17 protein-coding genes are annotated in these 21,712 nt (G+C 30.6%); 8 read left to right on the top strand and 9 right to left on the bottom strand.

The window, feature by feature from the left end:
• Window positions 1–57: 57 nt before the first annotated feature.
• The 3 genes from rpsO to folK all read left to right on the top strand — a co-directional run bounded on the left by rpsO (window position 58) and on the right by folK (window position 3,964).
• Entirely contained in the window at window positions 58–327 is a 270-nt protein-coding gene (rpsO, locus tag MED152_RS10930) for a 30S ribosomal protein S15 (RefSeq protein WP_015481947.1), read from the top strand.
• A 192-nt stretch (window positions 328–519) separates the two neighbouring features.
• A complete protein-coding gene (locus tag MED152_RS10925) occupies window positions 520–2,760 on the top strand; it encodes a polyribonucleotide nucleotidyltransferase (protein ID WP_015481946.1) in 2,241 nt (746 codons plus the stop codon).
• Window positions 2,761–2,839: 79 nt separating this feature from the next.
• Window positions 2,840–3,964 (top strand): 2-amino-4-hydroxy-6-hydroxymethyldihydropteridine diphosphokinase, encoded by a 1,125-nt coding sequence (folK, locus tag MED152_RS10920; protein WP_015481945.1) that lies wholly within the window; start codon window positions 2,840–2,842, stop codon window positions 3,962–3,964.
• A 3-nt stretch (window positions 3,965–3,967) separates the two neighbouring features.
• On the opposite strand, the gene gldC is transcribed toward folK, so the two are convergent.
• Both gldC and gldB read right to left on the bottom strand, forming a co-directional pair.
• Entirely contained in the window at window positions 3,968–4,303 is a 336-nt protein-coding gene (gene gldC, locus MED152_RS10915) for a gliding motility protein GldC (protein ID WP_015481944.1), read from the bottom strand.
• Window positions 4,303–5,262 (bottom strand): gliding motility lipoprotein GldB, encoded by a 960-nt coding sequence (gene gldB, locus MED152_RS10910; protein WP_041383624.1) that lies wholly within the window; start codon window positions 5,260–5,262, stop codon window positions 4,303–4,305. The genes gldC and gldB overlap by 1 nt, the downstream gene beginning before the upstream one ends.
• A 59-nt stretch (window positions 5,263–5,321) precedes the next feature.
• Here gldB and nadE point away from each other — a divergent pair, with 59 nt between their 5' ends.
• Window positions 5,322–6,110: an NAD(+) synthase gene (nadE, locus tag MED152_RS10905; protein WP_015481942.1), complete on the top strand. Its 789-nt coding sequence runs from the start codon at window positions 5,322–5,324 to the stop codon at window positions 6,108–6,110.
• A 59-nt stretch (window positions 6,111–6,169) separates the two neighbouring features.
• Here nadE and MED152_RS13865 read toward each other — a convergent pair whose 3' ends face one another.
• The 5 genes from MED152_RS13865 to tig form a co-directional block, all read right to left on the bottom strand.
• Complete coding sequence (locus tag MED152_RS13865; RefSeq protein WP_015481941.1) at window positions 6,170–6,301, bottom strand: hypothetical protein; 132 nt, start codon at window positions 6,299–6,301, stop codon at window positions 6,170–6,172.
• Window positions 6,302–6,726: 425 nt separating this feature from the next.
• Window positions 6,727–8,739 carry a DNA primase gene (gene dnaG / locus MED152_RS10900; RefSeq protein ID WP_015481940.1) on the bottom strand — a complete coding sequence of 671 codons (2,013 nt, stop codon included), beginning with the start codon at window positions 8,737–8,739 and terminating at the stop codon, window positions 6,727–6,729.
• Window positions 8,740–8,857: 118 nt separating this feature from the next.
• Complete coding sequence (gene clpX, locus MED152_RS10895; protein ID WP_015481939.1) at window positions 8,858–10,096, bottom strand: ATP-dependent Clp protease ATP-binding subunit ClpX; 1,239 nt, start codon at window positions 10,094–10,096, stop codon at window positions 8,858–8,860.
• Between the two features lie 42 nt (window positions 10,097–10,138).
• Window positions 10,139–10,798, bottom strand: a complete 660-nt coding sequence (gene clpP, locus MED152_RS10890; protein WP_015481938.1) for an ATP-dependent Clp endopeptidase proteolytic subunit ClpP — start codon at window positions 10,796–10,798, stop codon at window positions 10,139–10,141.
• A 150-nt stretch (window positions 10,799–10,948) separates the two neighbouring features.
• On the bottom strand, window positions 10,949–12,271 hold the full coding sequence (gene tig, locus MED152_RS10885; RefSeq protein ID WP_015481937.1) for a trigger factor: 1,323 nt from the start codon (window positions 12,269–12,271) through the stop codon (window positions 10,949–10,951).
• Window positions 12,272–12,491: 220 nt separating this feature from the next.
• On the opposite strand from tig, the gene pyrH reads away from it, so the two are divergent.
• The 4 genes from pyrH (at window position 12,492) to MED152_RS10865 (ending at window position 17,145) form a co-directional block, all read left to right on the top strand.
• Window positions 12,492–13,199: a UMP kinase gene (gene pyrH, locus MED152_RS10880; RefSeq protein WP_015481936.1), complete on the top strand. Its 708-nt coding sequence runs from the start codon at window positions 12,492–12,494 to the stop codon at window positions 13,197–13,199.
• A 26-nt stretch (window positions 13,200–13,225) separates the two neighbouring features.
• Window positions 13,226–13,780: a ribosome recycling factor gene (gene frr / locus MED152_RS10875; RefSeq protein ID WP_015481935.1), complete on the top strand. Its 555-nt coding sequence runs from the start codon at window positions 13,226–13,228 to the stop codon at window positions 13,778–13,780.
• Between the two features lie 80 nt (window positions 13,781–13,860).
• Window positions 13,861–16,239 carry an RND family transporter gene (locus tag MED152_RS10870; RefSeq protein ID WP_015481934.1) on the top strand — a complete coding sequence of 793 codons (2,379 nt, stop codon included), beginning with the start codon at window positions 13,861–13,863 and terminating at the stop codon, window positions 16,237–16,239.
• A gap of 177 nt (window positions 16,240–16,416) precedes the next feature.
• Window positions 16,417–17,145, top strand: coding sequence for a LuxR C-terminal-related transcriptional regulator (locus tag MED152_RS10865; protein WP_015481933.1), 729 nt, complete (start codon window positions 16,417–16,419; stop codon window positions 17,143–17,145).
• A 2-nt stretch (window positions 17,146–17,147) separates the two neighbouring features.
• Here the strand turns inward: MED152_RS10865 and MED152_RS10860 are convergent, their stop codons facing one another.
• Window positions 17,148–18,179 (bottom strand): ATP-binding protein, encoded by a 1,032-nt coding sequence (locus tag MED152_RS10860; protein WP_015481932.1) that lies wholly within the window; start codon window positions 18,177–18,179, stop codon window positions 17,148–17,150.
• A gap of 79 nt (window positions 18,180–18,258) precedes the next feature.
• Entirely contained in the window at window positions 18,259–21,702 is a 3,444-nt protein-coding gene (locus MED152_RS10855; protein WP_015481931.1) for a T9SS type A sorting domain-containing protein, read from the bottom strand.
• Between the last annotated feature and the right edge of the window lie 10 nt (window positions 21,703–21,712).

The raw sequence follows: 21,712 nt of genomic DNA, 5'->3' as shown, positions 1-21,712 counted from the left end.
TGCACCTTCAATGAATACATCATTGATATACATAAAAATCATTTAAATAATATTGGCATGTACTTAACTAAAGAAGTAAAAGAAAGCATCTTCGAAAAACACGGTAAAGGAAAAAACGATACTGGTTCTTCAGAAGGTCAAATTGCGTTATTCACGCACAGAATTAACCACTTAACTGAGCACTTAAAAAACAATCGTAAAGATTTTAATACAGAGCGTTCTTTAGTAATGATGGTTGGTAAGCGTAGAAGTTTATTAGATTATCTAAAGAAAAAAGATATTGCAAGATATCGTGCAATTATTAAAGAATTAGGAATTAGAAAATAATTTCTTACAATAAAGAGGCTCTATAAACGTGCCTCTTTTTTATTTAAAGTACTTAATTTCTGTTGATGAAAACAGACACTTTATAAAAAAATCAAAAGAAGTAACAACCCTTTTGTATTTCCATTGGAAAAAACACACAACAACTACAACACAACAACAAAAAATTAGTAATTAAAAATTTAGAATTCATTTATGATTCCAAAAGTATTTAGAGAGGTCATAGACCTTGGAGATGGAAGAACCATCTCATTAGAAACTGGTAAGCTTGCAAAACAAGCCCATGGTTCAGTTGTTGTTCAGTCAGGTAAATGTATGTTATTATGTACAGTAGTTTCTAACTACGAACAGAAAGATGTAGATTTCTTACCATTAACTGTAGATTATAGAGAAAAATTTGCTGCTGCAGGACGTTATCCTGGAGGTTTCTTTAAGAGAGAAGCAAGACCAAGTGATGGTGAAGTATTAACAATGCGTTTAGTAGACCGTGTTTTACGTCCATTATTTCCAAAAGATTATCATTCAGAAACTCAGGTTATGATTCAGATGATGTCTCATGATGATGATGTTATGCCAGATGCAATGGCTGGTTTAGCTGCTTCTGCTGCTATTCAGTTATCAGATTTACCATTCGAATGCCCAATTTCTGAAGTAAGAGTTGGTAGAGTAAATGGTGAATTTATCATCAACCCAACAAGAGCACAATTAGCAGAAGCTGATATTGATATGATGATTGGTGCCTCTGCAGATTCTGTAATGATGGTAGAAGGTGAAATGGATGAGTGTTCTGAAGAAGAAATGGCTGAAGCAATTAAGTTTGCTCATGAAGCTATTAAAGTACAGTGTGCTGCACAAGTAGCCTTAGCTGAAGCTTTTGGTAAAAAAGAAACTCGTGAATACACACCAGAAACTAATGATGAAGATTTAGAGAAAAAGATTCATGATTTAGTATATGATAAAACATACGAAATTGCGAAAGCAGGTTCTGCTAAACACGAAAGAAGTGCAGCTTTTAGTGAAATTAAAGAAGAAGTTAAAAATTCATTTTCTGAAGAAGAGCAAGCTGAATATGGAAATTTAATTTCTAAATATGTTGCGAAAGCTCAAAAAAATGCAATTCGCGATTTAACTTTAAAAGAAGGTTTACGTTTAGATGGACGTAAAACTACAGATATTAGACCAATTTGGTGTGAGGTAGATTACTTACCATCAACTCATGGTTCATCAATCTTTACACGTGGAGAAACTCAAGCTTTAGCAACAGTTACTTTAGGTACAAGTAGAGAAGCTAACCAAATAGATATGCCATCTTATGAAGGTGAAGAAACTTTCTATTTACACTATAACTTCCCTCCTTTTTCAACGGGTGAAGCACGTCCAATAAGAGGAACGTCTAGAAGAGAAGTTGGACATGGAAATTTAGCACAAAGAGCATTAAAAGGAATGATTCCTGCTGATTGCCCATATACAGTAAGAGTAGTATCAGAAGTATTAGAATCTAATGGTTCTTCTTCTATGGCAACTGTTTGTTCTGGAACTATGGCATTGATGGATGCTGGTGTACAATTAAAAAAACCTGTTTCTGGTATTGCAATGGGGTTAATTTCTGATGGTACAAATCATGCAGTTTTATCTGATATTTTAGGTGATGAAGATCACTTAGGAGATATGGACTTTAAAGTTACAGGTACTGCAGATGGTATCACAGCTTGTCAAATGGATATTAAAATCAAAGGATTAAGTTATGAGATTTTAGTAAAAGCATTAAAACAAGCAAGAGATGGACGTTTACATATCTTAGGGAAGTTAACAGATACCATTGAAACTCCTAACAGCGATGTAAAAGCACATGCTCCTAAAATGATTACTAGACGTATTCCAAACGATTTAATTGGTGCGTTTATAGGTCCAGGAGGTAAACATATTCAAGAGTTACAAAAAGAAACTGAAACTACAATTGTAATTACAGAAGACCCAGTAACAGAAGAAGGTATTATTGAAATTTTAGGTACAAAACCAGCAGGAATGGATGCTGTGATTACTAAAATTGAATCTATGCTTTTTAAACCAGAAAAAGGTTCTGTATACGAAGTTAAAGTAATTAAAATGTTAGATTTTGGTGCAGTTGTAGAATATACAGAAGCTCCAGGAAACGAGGTTTTATTACACGTTAGTGAATTAGCTTGGGAACGCACAGACAATGTTACTGACGTTGTTAATTTAGGTGATGTTTTAGATGTTAAATACTTTGGTATAGACCCAAGAACACGTAAGGAAAAGGTATCCAGAAAAGCACTTTTACCAAAACCAGAAGGTTATAAAGAAAGAGCTCCAAGAGATAACAATCGTGGAAGAGACAACAACAGAGGAAGAGATAATCGTGGACGTGACAACAAACGTGATGATCGTAAACCTAGAGAAAGAAAAGAAGATTAAATTCTTTTTAAATAGATAGTAAAAATCGCCAATATTAATTGGCGATTTTTTTATGCTTTTTTGTTTCTTTGTGATTCTTATGAAAATTCAAAGAATTACCTATTTATCCTTAGGTACAAACCAAGGAAACAGATTAAATCACCTACAAAAAGCAATAGAACTTATTGCTGATAAAGCAGGAGCTGTTCTAAGTATTTCTTCTATCTACAATACTTCATCTTGGGGTTTTGATAGTAATGATTTTTATAATATTTGCCTTAAAATTAGCACTTACCATCCACCAGAAAAATTAATGCAAATTCTGCTAGATATAGAAAATACATTGGGCAGAGAGCGTAATGATTCTGATGGTTATGCAGATAGAAATATAGATATTGATATTTTATTGTTTGATGATGAAATCATCTTTTCTAAAACCTTAATTGTACCTCATTCTAAGATGCTAGAACGTAAATTTGTTCTGGTACCATTAGCCGAAATTGCAGGTTCTGTTATACATCCTATAGCCAAACAAAAAATTGGAGTTTGTTTACAAAATTGTAATGATTCTTCTGAAATCTCAGTAGTAAACGAAAATTTGAATAGGCCAATACCTATTTCTGAGAAGTACAATTACATTGCAATTGAAGGTAACATTGGTGCAGGTAAAACATCACTTTCTAAAATGATGTCTGATGAGTTTAACGCAAAAATTGTTTTAGAACGCTTTGCAGACAACCCTTTTCTACCAAAATTTTATGAAGATAAAGAGCGCTTTGCATTTCCTTTAGAAATGAGTTTTTTGGCAGATAGATATCAACAATTATCAGATGATTTGGCCCAATTAGATCTGTTTAAAAACTTCGTGGTTTCAGATTACTACATCTTTAAATCATTAATATTTGCGCAAATTACTTTGCAAAACGATGAGTACTTATTGTATCGGAAAATGTTCGATTTAATGTATAAAGAGATTACTAAACCTGATTTGTATGTATATCTATATCAGAACACCACCCGTCTTTTAGAAAATATCAAAAAAAGAGGTAGAGAGTATGAGCAAAATATAGAAGCTTCTTACCTACAAAAAATACACGATGGTTATAAGAGCTTTATAAGCACCCAACAAAATTTGAACACCTTAGTTATTGATGTTTCCGAACTTGATTTTGTAAATAATCCTGAAGATTACATTAATATCATCAACCAAATAAAAAAAGGATAAACCTTACTTTTTAAGCTCTAGCTTTTCTGCAAAATAATCGCAAAAATCACGCATTGTTGCACTCATTTTTTGATCGTCTGTAGCTCTTTCAAAAGTATCTGCCATAGACACTAAGGTTTGATGATAAAATTGTTTCATTTCATCAACAGGCATGTCTTTGGTCCACAAATCCATGCGTAAAGTATCTTTTTTCTTATGATCCCAAACAGAAATCATTACTGCTTTTGATGAATCATCTTGAATGCCACCATCTTCTGCAGTCCATGAAATTTCTTCAGGAACTTTATTTTCGTCTAAACCTATATTAAATTTTACCTCAGAATTATGTAGAACAGCCATTATTTTTTGGGTTTGTATTTTGATTTATTAAAGATTTCTTCTGAATCTTTTTTCAATAATTCTTGCAAAGATACATCATTATGTTGCATATAAGAAGTAACAATTTGCCAACCTAACCAAACACCAATTCTGCCTGGTGTAGCTTTATCTTCTGCAGTATAGAATTTGGAAAAAGGTGCATTATCTATAAACCTCTGACTCAGTTTTGAATTCGTATCAAACAATAAGTTTTTTTCTATAAAATACATCCAAATTTGTTCTTCGTGCATTTTTGCCCAATTCAATTTCTCTAGTGAATAGCCCATTTTAATCGCTTCTGAAACATAAGGTAAGTAGCTGTTTAATAAATATGCTTTCTTACCCTCATAAACTATTTTATCTACAAAGCGTCTTTGCATTGATGTTGGCATTTGACTATCAATAATAGCATTTGCAACATCTACTACAATATGGTTTTCGGTATTGGTTTCTTTAATATAATTGGGAAAATCGGCATAAAATCGATGAGTTTTACCCAAATAAGCGTCTAATGAAATTAGCAATAAACTATCTGCATAAATTACTCGATTATCATAGTCGATATTACTAAGCATGGTAATCACTTTAGGTGATTCAAAAGAAGGATAATAATATTTTACGTGTTTAAATAACGAGGTTAGATCTTTATTTAACTTGGTTAAATTCTCATAAACCTGTCTCGTTTCTTTATACAATTCTCTTTCTTGTGCATCATTAATTTTAGAAAGCGCTATACTATCTGTAAGTGAATAAGGAAATAAATATGGATATTTTTGTTTTACATTACTCAGAGATTCTTTGTTCGCATTATAAAAATCTTCATCAAATCGTTCTATTGAAAAATCGACTTTTATGTTAGAAACATCTATTTGCGACTTATTTTTATCAGAACAAGAAAAAAATAACATCAAAACCATGAATAGCGCAAAGTAAAATCTCATATTCTTTGTATCTTAGTGATTGAAATAAAGAACGATAAAAATACTAAAATAGTTTATCAATGAATACCGAAAAAGTAGCAGAATATATTATAAATTGGTTAAAAGATTATGCAACTAATGCTGGTGTAAAAGGTTTTGTTGTTGGTGTATCTGGAGGTATAGACTCTGCATTAACTTCTACTTTATGTGCAAAAACAGGCTTACCAACCTTATGTGTAGAAATGCCAATTCATCAAGCAGCTAGTCAAGTTTCTAGAGCAGAAGAACATATTGCACAATTAAAAGAACGTTTTGATAATGTAAATGAAGTTCGCGTTGATTTAACCTCTACTTTTGAAGATTTTAAAAGTGCTGTACCTACAATAGATGACCAAGCAAAAGTAGATTTATCTTTAGCCAATACAAGAGCAAGACTTAGAATGACAACTTTGTATTATTTAGCAGGTATTAACAGTTCTTTAGTTGCTGGTACAGGAAATAAAGTTGAAGATTTTGGTGTAGGTTTTTACACAAAATATGGTGATGGTGGTGTAGATTTAAGTCCGATTGCAGATTTAATGAAATCTGAAGTTTATGCATTAGCAGCACATTTAGGTGTGCCAAATTCTATACAAATTGCACAACCCACAGATGGTTTATTTGGCGATAGTAGAACTGATGAAGACCAAATTGGAGCTTCTTACGATGAATTAGAATGGGCTATGAAAATGCAAGACGAAGGAAAAAGTGAAAATGACTTTTCTGGAAGAGAACTAGAAGTCTACAAAATCTATACAAGACTAAATAGAATTAATCAGCATAAAATGCAACCAATACCTGTTTGCGAAATTCCTGAAGATTTAAAATAAAAACATAAAAAACGGGCTAGTAAATTTTAATAGCCCGTTTTTTATTTTGTTACTTACCTTTATAAAAGGTTAGCTGCAACCATCATTTTCTTAATTCTCATATAAGCTCTTCTCTTAGAACCATTTGAAATTTCGAATGGTAAGAAAATAAATAGTTGAATAATTTTTAAAATTTGTAATACTCTTTTCATAATGTGCGATTTCTTTTTCTTGCGCCAAATATACAAAAAAACAATTAACAGGTATTATTAGAAGGTTTTATTTAAAGTTTTAGAATGAATGTTAATATTAAGATAACATTCTGAATCAATTCACTTTACATTTTGCTTTTACAACAAACGTGCAGATATCATTAACTTTTTTATTCTAATTGATGACTTCTTTTTTGAACCATTTGAAATATCAAAAGGCAGTTTTAAAAACAAGTGGGCAATCTTTATAATACTTACTATTCGTTTCACTGTAGCTTAACTTTTTCTGTTCAAAAATACTACGAAACCCTTGTTGAAACAAAGGATATACACCCTTTTTGGAAAGTTTTATGGAAATATAAATATCAATATCTATAATTTATTGTTATCTTAAAATAAGGTATTGAAATATGGTAAACTCTTAATTAAACTACTCTATTAAGTTTATTAAATAGCTTCATTTTTAGTGAAGTATAGTCTTTAATCATCTCTAAATCTAAAATAGGAGCTTCATTGTCTTTAGCTTCATTCATTAACTCCTCTATTTTTTTACCAATTAAAATTCTTCTTAGGTTAAAAACAGAGTCATTTACAGCCTTGTATAGCACTTCTGTTGCTTTGGTTACAAAAATGTTTTGACCTTCCCAATTACTTAATTGATGTTTTTCTTCATCCATTAAAATAGAAGTTACTGTATTCGCAATAGAAGGATTTGGATGATTGACTAAACTATCAATATTTAATTTGTCTGATTGATTTATTTGATGAATAACTTCTGTATATATTTCTTGAAAAATATCATTCGAAAATTCGATTTCATCATCATGCAAATGCACATATATTTCTGCAGAAACCGTGTTTTGATATTTTCTAGTTGTTATGGTTTCTTTACCATCTTCATCAACATTTATAATTTCTTCTATAAAATCTACTTGCTCATTACCGTAAAGCAACAAAATTCTAATAATTTCTCTTTCTAATATAGATAATTCATCTACCTTTTTAAAAGCAACTGCACCACCTTTTACTACACCCATTTGTGCCTGTTCTAGTTCTGCAAAATACTCAGGAGGTGGTTGGTTTGGATCTTGATTAGAAGATGCTTGAGGTTTACTTTTTCTAGCTTTATTAGTAACCTCTTTCTTTAAAAGTTGTGCCAATTCACTAAACAAAACACGTTCAGAAATTTCCATAATTCTAGAACATTCTTGTATGTAAACTTCACGTTGAATAGAATCTGGAATTTTAGAAATACTAGTTACAATATCTCTAATTACACCTGCCTTTTTTACAGGATCATTATTAGAATCTTTTAATAAAAGTGAAACTTTAAAGTTGATGAAATCTTGAGCAGAATCCTCTAGATAAGCTTTAAGCTCAGAATTGGTATGCGCTTTTGCAAAACTATCAGGATCTTCACCATCAGGAAATTGAACCACTTTAACGTTCATTCCTTGCTCTAAAATTAAATCTATACCACGAATTGAAGCTCTAATTCCTGCTGCATCACCATCAAAAAGAACTGTAATATTTTTGGTTAACCTGTTTACCAAACGAATTTGATCTGAAGTTAATGCTGTACCTGAAGAGGCTACTACATTTTCTACATTAGATTGATTAAATGAAATTACATCTGTATAACCCTCTACCAAATAACAATTGTCTTGTTTGGCAATTTCTTTTTTGGCCTGATAAATTCCGTAAAGAATTTTACTCTTATGATAAATATCACTTTCAGGAGAATTAAGATATTTTGCGGCTTTTTTATCGGCTTTTAGAATTCTACCTCCAAAACCTAAAATTCTACCAGACATGGAATGTATAGGAAACATTACTCTGCCTTTAAAACGATCGAATTGTTTGTTTTCTTTTACAATTGTTAAACCTGTAGAGGCTAAATATTTTAAATCGTAACCTTTGGCTAAAGCTGCATTTGTAAAATTATCCCATTCATCTAAACAATAGCCTAAATCAAACTTTTTAATAGTTTCATCTGTAAAACCACGTTCTTTAAAATAACTTAAACCAATGGCTTTACCTTGGTTGGTGTTTAGCATTAAATCGTGAAAATAATCTTTAGCAAATTTTGAAACTAGAAACATGCTTTCACGCTCATTCATTTGCGCTTTTTGCTCATCTGTTTGCTCAGTTTCTTCTATTTCTATATTGTACTTTTTTGCCAACCACTTTATGGCTTCTGGGTACGAATAATGCTCATGTTCCATTAAGAAAGAAATAGCATTACCCCCTTTTCCGGTAGAAAAATCTTTCCAAATTTGTTTTACAGGAGATACCATAAATGATGGCGATTTTTCATCTGTGAAAGGACTTAACCCCTTAAAATTACTTCCTGCTTTTTTAAGCTGAACAAACTCACCAATAACCTCCTCTACTCTTGCAGATTCAAAAACTCGGTCTATGGTACTTCTAGAAATCATGATTTAATTTTGTAAAACAGTAAACAAATATAAACTTTGTTTATAAAACGAAATTGTATAAAAACAAAAACCTCACTAAAATTAAATAGCGAGGTTTAGTATTTTATAATTTGATAATTTATGAAGCTGCTCTCAACTTTTTTAAGGTTGTATTAGATAGTTTAGCTTCTGCGTAATCTTTGGTTACATTAAATTCTTTTTCTTCTGAACTTGGTAAATCGAACATAGCATCTGTAAAAATAGCTTCGCATAAAGAACGTAATCCTCTTGCACCTAATTTATACTCAACCGCTTTTTCTACAATATAATTTAAAGCTTCTTCATCTATGGTAAAGTTAACATCATCCATTACAAACAGCTTTGCATATTGTTTTATAATAGAGTTTTTTGGCTCAGTTAAAATAGCTCTTAACGTTTTTGCATCTAAAGGATTCATGTAACTTAATACTGGTAAACGCCCAATAATCTCAGGAATTAATCCAAAAGATTTTAAATCTAAAGGTGTTATGTATTGTAATAAATTATCCTCATCTAACTTGTCTTCTTCTAAAGATGCACCAAAACCAACAGCTTGCCTGTTTAAACGTTTGCTAATAATTTTATCTATACCAGAAAATGCCCCACCAGCAATAAATAAAATATCTTTGGTATTTACTTCTATAAATTTTTGCTCTGGATGTTTTCTACCTCCTTTAGGCGCAACATTTACCACAGAACCTTCTAGTAGTTTTAATAATGCTTGTTGTACACCTTCTCCAGAAACGTCTCTAGTAATTGATGGATTATCACCTTTTCTGGCAATTTTATCAATCTCATCTATAAAAACAATACCTCTTTCTGCCTTTTCTACATCATAATCTGCAACCTGCAACAACCTACTTAAAATGCTTTCAACATCTTCACCAACATAACCTGCTTGTGTTAAAACTGTTGCATCTACAATAGAAAAAGGCACATTCAACATTTTTGCAATTGTTTTTGCAACCAAGGTTTTACCTGTACCAGTTTCCCCCACTAAAACAATGTTAGATTTTTCAATCTCTACATCATCCTCTGTATTTTTATCTTGTAATAATCTTTTGTAATGATTGTAAACTGCAACAGCCATTGCTCTTTTAGTTTCATCTTGACCAATAATGTATTGATCTAAGAACTCCTTTATTTGCAATGGTTTTTTTAGCGTTAAATCTTTAGATAAACTAGATGTTTTTGCTTCCGAAATTTCCTCTTCTACAATACCATGTGCTTGCTCTATACATTTATCGCAAATATGGGCATCCATACCAGCAATTAGTAAATCTGTTTCGGCTTTTTTACGTCCACAAAATGAACATTCTAAGTTTTCTTCTTTCGACATTATAATCTGCTTTTTACTTTTGCTTTAATTGATGTTTGGGCTTTATTTTCTAGCTAAAACTTCATCAATCATTCCATATTCTTTAGCTTCATCTGCTTTCATCCAATAATCTCTATCAGAATCGTTATGTACTTTTTCTACAGTTTGACCTGAATGATTCGCTATAATTGCATACAACTCATCTTTTAATTTTAAGATTTCTCTTGCAGTAATTTCGATGTCTGAAGCCTGACCTTGAGCACCTCCTAAAGGTTGATGAATCATAATTCTTGAATGAGGTAAAGCAGAACGTTTCCCTTTTTCTCCTGCACACATTAAAACAGCTCCCATAGATGCAGCCATACCTGTACAAATTGTAGCAACATCTGGTTTTATGAATTGCATGGTATCATAAATACCTAAACCTGCATATACACCTCCTCCTGGAGAATTAATGTAAATTGATATGTCTTTATTGGCATCTACACTTTCTAAAAACAATAACTGTGCTTGTATAATATTTGCTACTTGATCATTAATTCCTGTTCCTAGAAATATAATTCTATCCATCATTAAACGCGAAAAAACATCCATTTGAGTAATATTCATTTGGCGTTCTTCCATAATATATGGAGTTAAACTACTTGTGATTTTTGTATAGCTAGTACTACTAATACCATGATGTTTAGTAGCGTATTTTTCGAACTCTTTTCCGTAATTCATGTCTTAAAGTCTTTAAATTATTGGTTGTGTAAAGATAAGAACTATTCTCTTAATATTGTGTTACATTTTAAAACGAAAAACCTGAGCTCAAAAGCTCAGGTTTTTAATATTTATTGCATTCTAAAACTACTTTTAGATTGCTACTTAAGCTTATTTATAAACTTCTTTAATAAACTCTTCGTAAGTAACTTCTTTTGTTTTAAAGTTCATGTTTTCTTTAAGGAAAGCTAACAATTTCTGGCTAATTAATTGCCCTTGCAATTTTTGAGCTTCATCTTGGTTTTGTAAGATTCTACCAGCAATATCATCTAACTCTTTTTCTTCTGGATTCATGTTACCAAATTGAGCCATTTGCTGACGGATAAATCCTTTAGCATAATCTACTAATTCTTTATAATCTAATTTGATATCATTATCTTTCATAATCTTACCTTCGATTAATTGATAACGTAATCCTTTTTCTGATTTTTCATATTCAGCAGCAGCTTCTTCAGCTGTTAATTCTTTTTCACCAGCAGTTGCTAACCATTTTTTAAGAAATTCTGCAGGTAAATCAAACTTTGTATTTTCAATTAAATACTCTTGTACAGCATTTAACAATTGCTGATCTCCTTGTTGTGCGAATTGTTTTTCTGCATCTTCCTTAATTTTTTCTCTTAATTCGGTTACAGTAGAAACACTACCATCTACAAAAAGTTTATCGAACAATTCTTTATCTAAATCAGCTGGTTCTGTTTTAGTAATATCTTCTACAGTTAAAGTTACTGTTACATCTAAATCATGAATTACATCATGCTCTACACCTAAAATGTGTTGTAATTTATGATCGTCTTCAAAAAGTTTCTTAGTACCTAATTCTATAACATCGCCTACTTTAGCACCAATTACTTTTTTCTCGTTCTTTTTACCCTTTAAATCATTTACTAAGAAAGTAGATTTTTTGTTGATACCTGCTTCTTCATTTACAAAAGTACCAGTTACATTAGAGTGCTCAGTTGCTTCCTCTATGGCACTCATTTTTCCATAACGAGTCTGAATATTTTTCACTTCTTCATCAATCAACTCTTCAGTAGCAACAATATTGTACTGTTTAACTTTGTTTTTTGCTGATAAATCAACATCAAATTCTGGTGCTAAACCTAATTCGAATTCAAATGTAAAAGTATCTGCATCCCAATTAAAGTCTTCGTTTACTCTTGGTAAAGGGTTCCCTAAAATATCTAACTTTTCTTCAGTTAAAAATTTATTTAATGAATCTTGTATAAGTTTGTTAACTTCATCGATCATTACAGACTTACCATACTGCTTTTTAATCATTCCCATTGGTACATGACCTTTTCTAAAACCTGGAATGTCTGCTTTTTTACGATAATCTGTTAAAACCTCTGTTACTTTAGCTTGATAGTCATCTGCAACAATATCAACTTTTACAACTGCATTTAATGCATCTACGTTTTCTTTTGTAATATTCATTTCTTATTAATCTCTAGTTCTTAAAAAATCGAGTGCAAAATTAGTCAATTTAATTAAGCCCACAAAAGTTTAAATAGTTCAATTTCAGTTATTTCGTTTTAGTTAAATATTTAAAAACTAAAACTATAAGACACATTTCATTATAAATAAAAAAAAACATTAATTTTGCACAACTCAAAATTTCTTATTTTTAAGAAAGAAATTCAAACAGCAATATAAAATGCAATACAAAAGAGTCCTTTTAAAATTAAGTGGAGAAGCGTTAATGGGTGAACGTCAATATGGAATAGACCCTAAACGCCTTGCAGAATATGCTAAAGAAATTAAAGAGGTTGTAGAAAAAGGTATTGAAGTTGCTATTGTAATTGGTGGTGGAAATATTTTTAGAGGTGTTGCAGGTGCTGCAAATGGTATGGATCGTGTTCAAGGTGATCATATGGGTATGTTAGCTACTTGTATAAATGGTTTAGCATTGCAAAGTGCTTTAGAAGATGAAGATGTACACACCCGTCTACAAACTGCTTTAGAAATAAAAGAAGTTGCTGAACCTTACATTAAACGAAAAGCAATTCGTCATTTAGAAAAAGGAAGAGTTGTTATTTTTGGTGCTGGTACAGGTAACCCATATTTTACGACAGATACAGCAGCTGTTTTAAGAGCAATAGAAATACAAGCAGATGCTATTTTAAAAGGTACTAGAGTTGATGGTGTGTATAATGCAGACCCAGAAAAAGTAAAAGATGCTGTAAAATTTGAATCTATTACATTTAAAGATGTAATAAATAAAGGTTTAAAAGTTATGGATATGACTGCTTTTACATTAAGTGAAGAAAATAAATTACCAATCATTATTTTTGATATGAATAAACAAGGAAACTTAATTCGATTAGTTTCTGGAGAAAAGGTTGGTACAATTGTAGAAAATTAAAATCTAACTTTTTAAATTTTAAAAAGATGAACGAAGAAATTGAATTTATTTTAGATACGGCTAAAGAAGCAATGGGTAATGCAATTACGCATTTAGAAAAAGAATTGGTATCTATTAGAGCTGGTAAAGCAACACCTGCTATGCTAAGTACAGTTATGGTAGATTATTATGGTTCTCAAACTCCATTAAGCCAAGTAGCAAATGTAAATACGCCAGATGCTAGAACTTTAAGCATACAACCTTGGGAGAAAAACATGTTACAACCAATAGAAAAAGCAATTCAAATTGCAAATCTTGGTTTAAACCCAATGAATAATGGTGATTTAATTATGATTAATGTACCACCATTAACTGAAGAACGCAGAAAAGGATTAGCAAAACAAGCAAAAGCAGAAGCAGAACATGCTAAAGTTGGTGTTAGAAATGCTAGAAAAGATGCAAATAACGATATTAAAAAAGTAGAGATTTCTGATGATATGAAAAAAATAGCTGAAGATGATGTTCAAAAGCTAACAGATACCTACGTTAAAAATATAGATGAAAAATTAGCTGTCAAAGAAAAAGAGATCATGACAATCTAAGATTTCGAAAGCAAAATTAAAAGAGTGTTTTACAAACACTCTTTTTTTATCAATACAATTACCCTTTATAAAAATAGTGAATGAATTTTTGGACTAAAGTTGCAGGTATCATCTTAAGAAACCGTTATTTGGTTTTAATAGGCATTGCAATAATTACAGCTTTGTTGGCTTCTCAAATGAAGTATATGAAATTTTCATATACAGAAGCTAATTTGTTACCAGAAAATCATGAAGCTAATTTAGAATACAACAAATTTTTAGAAATTTTTGGTGAAGAAGGCAACCTGGTTATTTTAGGTATTAAAGATTCTACAGTATTTACACCAGCCAAATTTAATGCTTGGAATAGTTTAGTTAATCAATTTAATGATTTAGATGAAATTGACTTTACACTTTCTATTGCTGATGTTCAAAAATTAAAAGCAGACCGTAAACAACGAAAATTTATTTTAGAGCCTTTATATGATAAAGAGCCTTCTACTAAAGCAGAAGTTGAAACTATAAAAGATCAACTTTTTGAAAAGCTACCTTTCTACGACAATCTTCTATTTAATAAGGAGACTGGTACTTTACAGACTGCCATTTACATTAAAAGAGAAATTATAAATACTCCGAAAAGGAGAGATTTCATCTTCAATACATTAATTCCCATTATTGAAAAATTTGAAAAGGATTACAATGTAGATGTTCGAATTTCTGGTATGCCATATATTAGAACATTAAACGCCCAAAACATTCAAGATGAGATAATTTTATTTGTTGGTGGTGCCCTTTTAATAACAGCAGTAATATTTTTCTTCTTCTTTAGGTCTTACAGAGCAACATTCATCACTCTTTTAGTAGTAATGGTTGGTGTAACTTGGGCTTTTGGATTTATTGGTTTATTTCGATTTGAAATCACAGTATTATCAGCCTTAATACCACCTTTAATAATTGTTATTGGTGTACCAAATGCTGTATTCTTAATTAATAAGTATCAACAAGAAATAAAAAAACACGGTCAGCAAGCGAAGGCATTACAAAGAGTAATTTCTAAAATTGGGAATGCTACTTTAATGACCAATATTACAACTGCATCTGGTTTTGCAACCTTTGTATTTGTAAAAAGTTCGCTTTTACGTGAATTTGGAATTCTAGCTTCCGTAAATATTGTAAGTATATTTATTCTTGCTTTATTGATTATTCCAATCATATACAGTTTTATGCCTTTACCTAAAAAGAAGCATTTAAATCATTTAGAAAGAAGATGGATTGAAAATGTGGTAAATTGGATGGAAAAAACCGTAAAAGAACAAAGAATTGCCATTTATTTTGCCACAGTTATTGTTATTGTTTTAGGTATTATTGGTGTTTATAAAATTAGAGTTTCTGGTAGCTTAATAGAAGACATGCCTAAAAGTATGGGCTTCTATAAAGACATTAAATTTTTCGAAAAAGAATTTGGTGGTATTATGCCTTTAGAAATTTTTATAGATACTAAAAAGGACAAAGGTGTTATGAAATTATCCACCTTGAAAAAGATGGATGAACTTAATGAAACTATTGAATCTTTTCCTGAATTATCTAAGCCAATATCAATAGTTAATTTGGTTAAATACTCTAAGCAAGCCTATTATAAGGGGAATCCAAAATACTATCAGTTGCCCACAAGTCAAGAACAAAGTTATATATTTTCTTATACCAAAAACTCTAATTCTGATGCTGGAATGCTGAATACTTTTGTAGATTCTACAGGACGTTATGCAAGAATTACCACGTTTATGAAAGATATTGGTACAGATAAAATGGATATTATTCAAGAACGTTTACAAGCTGTAATTGATAAGGAGTTTCCTTCTGAAAAGTATGCTGTTTCTATTACAGGTAAAGCCTTAGTATTTATTAAAGGAACAAATTATTTAATAACCAATTTGGTATTCTCTTTATCCTTAGCCATTTTACTGATTGCATTGTTTATGGCTTGGATGTTTAGATCACCGCAAATGATACTAATTTCTCTAATTCCTAACATATTACCATTGTTAATTACAGCAGGTCTTATGGGCTTTTTAGATATTCCAATAAAACCATCAACGATATTAGTATTTAGTATAGCATTTGGAATTTCTGTTGATGATACTATACATTTCCTAGCAAAATACAGACAGGAATTGATCTCAAATAAATGGAAAATTAAACCCTCTGTTTATGCAGCTTTGCGTGAAACTGGAGTGAGTATGTTCTACACATCAATTGTATTATTTTTTGGCTTTTTAGTATTTACACTTTCTAGCTTTGGAGGTACAATTGCACTTGGTGGTTTGGTTTCTGTAACACTATTATTAGCAATGGTATCTAACCTACTACTTTTACCATCTTTACTTTTAACATTCGAAAAGAAGATTGCCAACAAAAAAGTGTTCAGAGAACCTGCAATGAAAATTATACCACCCAAAGATTTAGAAGAGCCTTCTAAATAAAAAACCTTTACTAATTAACTTATTAGTAAAGGCTTATCTTGGAGGATTATAATAAATATATCAAACATTTCTTTTCATAGCAATTTTTATTTCTTGTTCAATAGATTTATATCAAAAATAAGCTAGTATTCTATAATTTACAACTGTGTTTTTACGCAGTTTTTGTATCTTAGACTTATGAAAAGTGAGTTTGGTAAATACACTAGAGAAAGAGTTTCTGATGTTCCTTTTGACATTGAAGATCCTTTGTATAATGAATATAAAGAGAAGGTTCCGCTATTTATGGGGCAAGCTGTTTATATCTATTCTTTTGTAAAACAAAGAATGGTATTTGCTAATGGATGGGAAGAATTGTTGGGTTATAAAAATGATGAAATTACCCTTTATAAAATTGTAAATTCCACCTCTAAAAGACACTTTAATTTTTCTAATGAATTGAATGACAAAGCTCTGCAATACTTAAATACTTTAGATAAGGATTTAGATAAATACAGTTTTACAATTGAAGTAGAAAAAATACATAAGAACGGAACCATAGTTCCTTTATTCTCAAGAGTAGGTATATACAAATCTCATAATGGACAAATTCTTGAAGTTATTGGAATATCAGAAAAATTACATTCCAGAAAGTTAGGAAACATTATGCAATATGCAGTTTTTGGACCAGAAACTTCTAATTTTGAAGAAAGTTTAGACCAAGAACTTTTTAGTGAATTTCGTATTTCTAATAGAGAAAAAGAAGCATTAGAACTAGCTGCAAAAGGATTTGCCTTTAAAGAGATTGCTAATAAGCTAAATGTGAGTCAGTCTGCGATAGAAAAGCGCATCATACCTTTATATAAAAGATTTAAAGTAAACAGTTTACCACATTTAATTAGTTTTTCTTACGATAATTATATTCTATAATCTTACAGAATTATCGTGCTAATTTTATCTTGTTGAATTCCCATTGAAATAAGCATTGCTGCCCAAGAATCTGTAGCAATTTCTCTATTGCCTAAAACCCATATTACGTTTTTATTTTGCAACGTTTTTCTATTGTTACAATTTGGTTTTCCAAAATTATCTATAAAGGACAATAACTTTTCAGGTTTTATAAGTTCTTCCTTTATAGGATCTGTTGGATTTATATCATCTATCATTAAAAACTCGGCTCCTCTCCAATCCCAAATTTCATGAGCTTCTAACACGTCATTCTCATCTTTAAAAAGATAATTGTACAATTTAATGGCATTTACATACAAACAGGCATAATTCTTTATACTTAATTCATTTAAAATACCTACTCCCAAACTAGTTTTCCCTGTATTTAAATTACCATAAATTAACAAATGATTTCCAACATCTGTAGCACTCAAAAAGTCATCAACAATATCTTTTTGACCTTTACTGATGTTAAAATCCCACTGACTTAATCTAAACTGAAAAGGGAAACGTGCATAAAATTGATACATTTTAGTAATGAACCAATACCTGCCAGCAATTAACAAATAAATGAAAAGCACTATGAAAACTATGTTTATTGTTTTATTCTCAAAACCAATCATGCTAAGGCAAAATAAACAAGCTCCTAAAGCAAAAAAACAAACATCAGTAAAGGTGTCAAAAGCAACATTAAGCCATTTGGGTTTAAACTTATAATTGGATTTTTTAGGTATATAAACAGCATCCGATTGCGATTCTTTTTTAAGTAATAAAGGACCTAAAAAATTATAGGCTTCAAAACAAAGCCAAAATAAACTTACGTACAATGCAGATTTTAAAGGAGTTACATCAAATAATTGATATACTAGAAATGATGGAATGAAACCCAGAGATATATGTCCAAATTGATTGGCCAGCCAAGCATAGGTTAACGTAATTCCTCTATGTGAATCTTTACCTATAGCATCTGCCTTAATTTGTTGAAAAATTCGTTTTACTGATATATGATTTTTCATCCGCCTAATTTTTTATAAATATAAAAAAACCAGACACTTTACAAGCATCTGGTTTACTAACATAATTAAAAAACACTTTTTACTTTTTCACTATTCTTTTTGTAACTTTTCCTTTTTCTGTAATCATATTAATTATGTAAATACCTTTAGATAAACTGGTAAGATTAATTATATCTTTTGGTTTATGAAATACTCTAACTTTTTTTCCAATAGTGTTAAATACTTCTACTTCTTCTATTGAAATGTCATTACTAATTTTGATCTGTAATATTCCACTTACTGGGTTTGGATATAAAGAAATCTCATTTATTAGACTATTATCCTCTGTAGAAAGAGCAGCATCAAAATTTAGTGTAATTGTTTCTGTGTCAATATCTAAATTAGTTATTACTGTATTAGACACTTTACAATAATATGAACCTGCATCTTGCTGATTAGCGTTAGTTATTACTAAAGTTTTATTTGTTTCATTTGTAATTGATGAAAAGTTCTTATACCATTGATATGTATTATTTACACCTGACACTTCTGCTGTAAAGGTTGTACTATAACCTTCGCCAAAATCTATAACTTGTTCTTCACCAACCTTAGCTTGATTTGTGTAACTAAATGCCTGTAAATTTTGATATGAATTGAATTCATTTTCAAAATCTCCAAATTGCAGTTTATTACCATTAATAAATAATTGTGCCAAGTTTGCATTATTTGTCAAGTCTGGTAATTGACCAAAGATTTCATTATTTTGAAGATAAACAGTTTCTAAGGTTGACAAATTACCTAACTCTACAGGTAAACCTTCTATAGAATTACTATTTAAATAAATAGCTTTTAATGCAGTTAAATTACCAAAACTTGCGGGAAGATTACCTGAAATTTCATTAGAACTTAATTGTAAGTTTACTAGCTTCGTTAAATCTCCAAAACTTTCTGGTAGTTCACCCTTCAAGCCATTATTACTAAGCGATATATCTGTTATATGTTTTTCTCCATTTACTATTTTAGTAGTTATACCTTGCCATTTAGTAGCGTTAAATGGGTTGTTTATCATTGCTCTAGCTAAATTACCATCCCAATTGGTTTTATTAACCCAATTTGCACCATCTAAATTATTATACAAATCTACTAAAGCTTGAATTTCTTTCTCAGGCACATTGTTATAAAGCGTACAATCTTGCCCCCAAACAATACTTGGTGCACTTGTTGCAAAAGAACTTGCTTCCCAATCTGCAACTGTATTTTGAGGCACAGCAACACAATTTAAATATTGATTTGAAAAATCAAAACTTCTACGATACTGTCTTTCAGAATCATAGCCATTATCAAAAACTGATGGCGAAGTGCCTATTCTTAAACCTGTTATTTGATTAGATGAAACTGATAAATTGTCTAAATTAACCAAATTTGAAAAATCTAAATTTCCTTCTAATTGATTAGAGCTTAATTCTAATCTTTTTAAAGAGACAATGTTATTAATTTCTGTTGGGATGCTCTTTAAAACATATTCTTGGTTCTCAGAATGATATTGATTCGTAAACGTTAGTTGTTCCAAATTAGCCAAGTCACCTATTTCAGAAGGAATTTCTGAAATAGCATTACTATTGAATTCTAGCTCCTTTAATTGCGTTAAATTTTTAATTACTGATGGAATAGTACCATCCAATAGATTGCTATTCAACTCAACTTTGGCAACATGTTTTTGACCGTTAATTATTGCAGTAGTTACCCCAAACCAAGCACCTACATTTCTTTTTTGAGTAGCATCATTAACCCAAGTCACCCCATTATAAGAACCAGATAAATCGTTTCTCCAATCATCGCCTTTTGTGTTGTTATATAAAGCAATTAAAGCGTCTCTTTCTGTATCTGGAATAGAATTGTTGGTAACTGCTGCACAATTGTCTGAATAGACTACACCATTATCTATTTTATTATTTGCTTCATTTGCTTCAGACAATTGCCAAGCCACTAACTCATCTGTTGGTACTTCTATACAACCTAGAGCGTTTCTATTTGCTGAAAAACTTCCTACATTAGAACCAAATGTTGTTGGTGACACATTTAATTTTAAAGTATTAATATTATTATACTGAATATTTAAAGATGTAATTACTTTTTGGTTAATTAAATCTAAATTACCTGATATTCTGTTGTAATTTAAGTTTAAAGTTTTTAGTTTTTCTAATTTTTCAAAATTGAATTGCAATTCACTAATTAAATTAGAGCTTACATCCAAAATTTCAAGCGTATTAATATTCCCAATTTCATTTGGTAAACTAGTTAATGTTTGTTCACTACCTGTTGTTGGGTTGACCTTCGATTGATTTCTTACATACAAGTTTTTTAATGCAACAGCGTTTCCAATACCTGATGGCAAACTAGTTAATTCATTTTCTTGTACATTTAATTCTTCTAATAATGGTAAATCTCCTATTTCATTTGGTAGACTTGAAAGCTTATTTCTCTGTAAGTTTATTTTTACCAACTTTGATAAAAGACCTATTTCTGATGGTAAACTTTCAATATCAGCATTCAAACTAGAATTTGTAGAAGAAATTATTAATTCAGTTAATTCTTCCAAATCCTTTATAGATGATGCTATATCTCCTGTAATTTGTCCTGTTATACCTATAAACTGTGTGATATTGATTTTAGTAACGTGTTTTTGACTATTAACAACCTCTGTTGTTATTCCAGCCCAAGAGCCAACGTTGGTTAATCTTGTTGGGTCATTATCCCAATTAGTTCCTTCCCAAGTATCTCCTCCTCCTGTAGCATTATAAAAGTCTATTAAAGCCTGACGTTCTTTTTGTGGAACTCTAAATCCTGTACAATTATCGCTAATAGCTACTCCATTATCTCTTTGTAAACGCTGCTCCCAAATAGTAATTTGTGAAGTAGGTACTTCTACACAGGTGATAAATGGATTTTGCTGAATGCGATAAGTGGTACTAACTCCTGTTGGTACTTCCCCTAATTTTAAATCAGTAATCTCATTATTTTCAAGAGATATAAAACGTAATGTATTTATGCCACTTAAATCTACTAAACCTGTTATCTTGTTTGAACTTGCTGAAAAACTAGTAAGCTTTGCCAAGTTTGTTAATGTAGCAGGAACAGCTGTTAACGTCCTTATCGTTTCATTATTCTCTACCTTTGACTGTTGACCGATACTTAAATTCTCCAAATTCGATAAATCTCCAATCTCATTTGGTAAACTCGTCAATTCATTACCTGTCAATTGCAATATCTTTAAATTAGATAAAGCTCCTATTGTTGTCGGTAGTGACTTTAAGTTATTATTATCTAAAGTTAAGTCTTCCAAATTATCTAAATCGCCAATAGTAGATGGTAAAGTAGCCAATATATTAGAGCTTACATCCAAAATTTCAAGCGTATTAATATTCCCAATTTCATTTGGTAAACTAGTTAATGTTTGTTCACTACCTGTTGTTGGGTTGACCTTCGATTGATTTCTTACATACAAGTTTTTTAATGCAACAGCGTTTCCAATACCTGATGGCAAACTAGTTAAT

The organism is Polaribacter sp. MED152 (assembly GCF_000152945.2).
Taxonomy (GTDB): Bacteria; Bacteroidota; Bacteroidia; order Flavobacteriales; family Flavobacteriaceae; genus Polaribacter.
The sequence above is the reverse complement of the archived record's forward strand: the minus strand, read 5'-3'. Positions and strand labels throughout refer to the sequence as shown.

What these genes read in the sequence shown, in the direction of transcription:
- gldC (WP_015481944.1), bottom strand. Translation starts at nt 4,303, where the DNA reads ATGGCTGTTCTACATAATTCTGAGGTAAAATTTAATATAGGTTTAGAC.
- frr (WP_015481935.1), top strand. Translation starts at nt 13,226, where the DNA reads ATGAACGAAGAAATTGAATTTATTTTAGATACGGCTAAAGAAGCAATG.
- gldB (WP_041383624.1), bottom strand. Translation starts at nt 5,262, where the DNA reads ATGAGATTTTACTTTGCGCTATTCATGGTTTTGATGTTATTTTTTTCT.
- pyrH (WP_015481936.1), top strand. Translation starts at nt 12,492, where the DNA reads ATGCAATACAAAAGAGTCCTTTTAAAATTAAGTGGAGAAGCGTTAATG.
- MED152_RS10925 (WP_015481946.1), top strand. Translation starts at nt 520, where the DNA reads ATGATTCCAAAAGTATTTAGAGAGGTCATAGACCTTGGAGATGGAAGA.
- MED152_RS10860 (WP_015481932.1), bottom strand. Translation starts at nt 18,179, where the DNA reads ATGAAAAATCATATATCAGTAAAACGAATTTTTCAACAAATTAAGGCA.
- MED152_RS13865 (WP_015481941.1), bottom strand. Translation starts at nt 6,301, where the DNA reads ATGAAAAGAGTATTACAAATTTTAAAAATTATTCAACTATTTATTTTC.
- MED152_RS10870 (WP_015481934.1), top strand. Translation starts at nt 13,861, where the DNA reads ATGAATTTTTGGACTAAAGTTGCAGGTATCATCTTAAGAAACCGTTAT.
- clpX (WP_015481939.1), bottom strand. Translation starts at nt 10,096, where the DNA reads ATGTCGAAAGAAGAAAACTTAGAATGTTCATTTTGTGGACGTAAAAAA.
- dnaG (WP_015481940.1), bottom strand. Translation starts at nt 8,739, where the DNA reads ATGATTTCTAGAAGTACCATAGACCGAGTTTTTGAATCTGCAAGAGTA.
- clpP (WP_015481938.1), bottom strand. Translation starts at nt 10,798, where the DNA reads ATGAATTACGGAAAAGAGTTCGAAAAATACGCTACTAAACATCATGGT.
- MED152_RS10865 (WP_015481933.1), top strand. Translation starts at nt 16,417, where the DNA reads ATGAAAAGTGAGTTTGGTAAATACACTAGAGAAAGAGTTTCTGATGTT.
- tig (WP_015481937.1), bottom strand. Translation starts at nt 12,271, where the DNA reads ATGAATATTACAAAAGAAAACGTAGATGCATTAAATGCAGTTGTAAAA.
- nadE (WP_015481942.1), top strand. Translation starts at nt 5,322, where the DNA reads ATGAATACCGAAAAAGTAGCAGAATATATTATAAATTGGTTAAAAGAT.
- folK (WP_015481945.1), top strand. Translation starts at nt 2,840, where the DNA reads ATGAAAATTCAAAGAATTACCTATTTATCCTTAGGTACAAACCAAGGA.
- rpsO (WP_015481947.1), top strand. Translation starts at nt 58, where the DNA reads ATGTACTTAACTAAAGAAGTAAAAGAAAGCATCTTCGAAAAACACGGT.